Source organism: uncultured Aquabacterium sp. (assembly GCF_913773725.1).
Classification (GTDB): Bacteria; Pseudomonadota; Gammaproteobacteria; order Burkholderiales; family Burkholderiaceae_C; genus Aquabacterium.
The window spans coordinates 1-2,693 of sequence record NZ_CAJYGK010000110.1; the positions used below are offsets into that span (position 1 = coordinate 1).

The 2,693-nt window shown below is 64.8% G+C and carries 1 protein-coding gene and 1 pseudogene; both read right to left on the reverse strand.

Translation table 11 applies throughout. From position 1 onward, the window contains the following. Positions 1-125: 125 nt before the first annotated feature. A pseudogene (locus tag QZ709_RS13135) lies at positions 126-821 on the reverse strand (phytanoyl-CoA dioxygenase family protein); the annotation flags it as partial. A 62-nt stretch (positions 822-883) separates the two neighbouring features. Next, positions 884-2,608, reverse strand: a complete 1,725-nt coding sequence (hutU, locus tag QZ709_RS13140; protein ID WP_294637731.1) for a urocanate hydratase — start codon at positions 2,606-2,608, stop codon at positions 884-886. Between the last annotated feature and the right edge of the window lie 85 nt (positions 2,609-2,693).

Here is a 2,693-nt window from a genome sequence, read left to right on the forward strand (position 1 = left end):
GCGCGATGCGGCCAACGAACACATGGCCATGCTGGAGAAGTCACCCGAGCGGGTGATGAGCTACTTTCAGGATCCCCGCGTCAAATATGCCGCCGCTTGAGACTTCATGGGGCCGGAGCAATAGTGCCCTCTACTCCACCCGCCGCATGCAGCGTGAGCATGTGAAAGCACACCACGTCGCCGGGCTCGATCTCCCAGCCCACGATGGGGAATGCAGCACGGTCGGCCTCAACGTTGGGCAGGTCCTGCAGGCTGCCTTCGGGGAACCACTTGGCCTGGTTGTCCATGAAGGTGCGCGGCATGAGCCAGGGGCCCTTGTGCGAGCCGGCCACAAATTCGAGCGTCGCAGCGCGGGACACCGGGTCCACCGGTATCCACATGCTCACGTTCTGCATGCCTTCGATGTTGTAGTACGGCTGGTCCTGGTGCCAAGGCGTCTTCTGGCGCGTGCCCGGCTCTTTGACCAGCACATGGTCGTGGTACAGCCGCACGGTGCGCGACTGCATCAGGCGCTGCGCGGCCAGGGCCAGCGGCGTGTCGCGCACAAAGCGGCCAAACTGCGGAATGTCCTGCCAGTTGCAGAAGTCCTCGAAGAACCGGCCTGGGTCATCCGGCCGGCTGGCCACCTTGGCGCGCGGGCTGGGCGCGGCCAAGTTGGCGTCGATGCCATCGCGCAGCAGAGCGACTTCATCGGGCGTGAGCAGCTGCTTGATGCAGATGGCGCCGTCACGGACGAAGTCGGCGACCTGTTGGTCACTCAACCTCCCGCGCAGGCGTGCCTGCCACCGTTGCTGCGAAATCCCAGACGAAACATCGGGCATGACACCTCACCTCCAGATCAACCGTAGAGACAGATAGATAGACCCCGCGAGTATTGGCGGGCTTACTTGATCATCGGCAGCTTCAGGCCTTGCTTCTTGGCCGTTTCCACGGCCAATTCGTAGCCTGCATCGGCATGGCGCATCACGCCGCTGCCGCAGTCGTTGACCAGCACATTGGCCAGGCGTGCAGCTGCCGCATCCGTGCCGTCCGCCACGATGACCATGCCCGAGTGCTGCGAGTAACCCATGCCGACGCCCCCGCCGTGGTGCAGGCTGACCCAGGTGGCGCCGCCTGCGGTGTTGAGCAGCGCGTTGAGCAGCGGCCAGTCGCTCACGGCGTCGGTGCCGTCCTTCATGCCTTCGGTCTCGCGGTTGGGGCTGGCCACGCTGCCGGTGTCCAGGTGGTCTCGGCCGATCACGATGGGGGCCTTCAGTTCGCCGTTCTTCACCATCTCGTTGAAGGCCAGGCCCGCGATGTGGCGCTCGCCCAGGCCCAGCCAGCAGATGCGCGCGGGCAGGCCCTGGAACGCGATGCGTTCGCCCGCCATGTCGAGCCAGCGGTGCACGTGCTTGTTTTCGGGGAACAGTTCCTTGATCTTGGCGTCGGTCTTGCGGATGTCCTCCGGGTCGCCCGACAGGGCCACCCAGCGGAACGGGCCCTTGCCTTCGCAAAACAGCGGACGGATGTACGCAGGCACGAAGCCGGGGAAATCGAAGGCGTTCTTCACGCCTTCGTCAAACGCCACCTGGCGGATGTTGTTGCCGTAGTCCACCGTGGGGATACCCATCGATTGGAAGTCAAGCATGGCCTGCACATGCACGGCGCAAGATTTGTTAGCGGCCTTTTTCAGCACCTCGTGCTGCGTCACGTCCTGCTGCGCGGCGCGCCACTGCGCCACCGTCCAACCGCTGGGCAGGTAGCCGTTGACGAGGTCGTGGGCCGAAGTTTGGTCGGTGACCAGGTCGGGCTTGAGGCCACCGGCTTTGGCGCGGCGCACCAGCTCGGGCAGGATGTCGGCAGCATTGCCCAGCAGCGCAATCGACACGGCTTCTTTGGCTGCGGTGTGCTGCTGGATCAGCTCCAACGCGTGGTCGATATCACGCGCCTGCTTGTCCACGTAGCGCGTGCGCAGGCGGAAGTCGATGCTGCTTTGCTGGCACTCAATGTTGAGCGACACCGCGCCCGCAAAGGTGGCGGCCAGCGGCTGCGCGCCGCCCATGCCGCCCAGGCCTGCGGTCAAGATCCACTTGCCTTCGAGCGAGCCACCGTAGTGTTTGCGGCCCGCCTCGGCAAAGGTTTCGTACGTGCCCTGCACGATGCCTTGCGTGCCGATGTAGATCCAGCTGCCCGCCGTCATCTGGCCGTACATGAACAGGCCCTTCTGGTCCAGCTCGCTGAAGTGCTCCCAGTTCGCCCACTTAGGCACGAGGTTGGAGTTGGCCAGCAGCACGCGAGGCGCGTTGGCGTGGGTCTTAAACACGCCCACGGGCTTACCGGACTGGATGAGCAGGGTTTCGTCGTCGTTCAAGTCCTTGAGCGAGGCGAGGATCTGGTCAAAGCATTCCCAATTGCGCGCGGCGCGGCCGATGCCGCCGTACACCACCAGGTCTTGCGGGCGCTCGGCCACCTCGGGGTCGAGATTGTTCTGGATCATGCGGTAGGCCGCTTCGGTGAGCCAGCTCTTGCAGGTCAGCTGGCTGCCGCGCGGCGCGCGGATCACGCGGCTGGCGTCGTGGCGGGGGTCAGTGTTGGAGGCGGCGGCGATGATGGCGTCGTTGGCATTCATGGTGGGCTCCTGTGAATCAGTGGGTGTGCGTGGAAAAAATCAGGCGAAGCTGGGCAGGCATTGCGTGAGCGCTGCGGGCCATGTG

Coding starts and splice junctions, on each gene's coding strand:
- hutU (WP_294637731.1), bottom strand. CDS start 2,608: ATGAATGCCAACGACGCCATCATCGCCGCCGCCTCCAACACTGACCCC.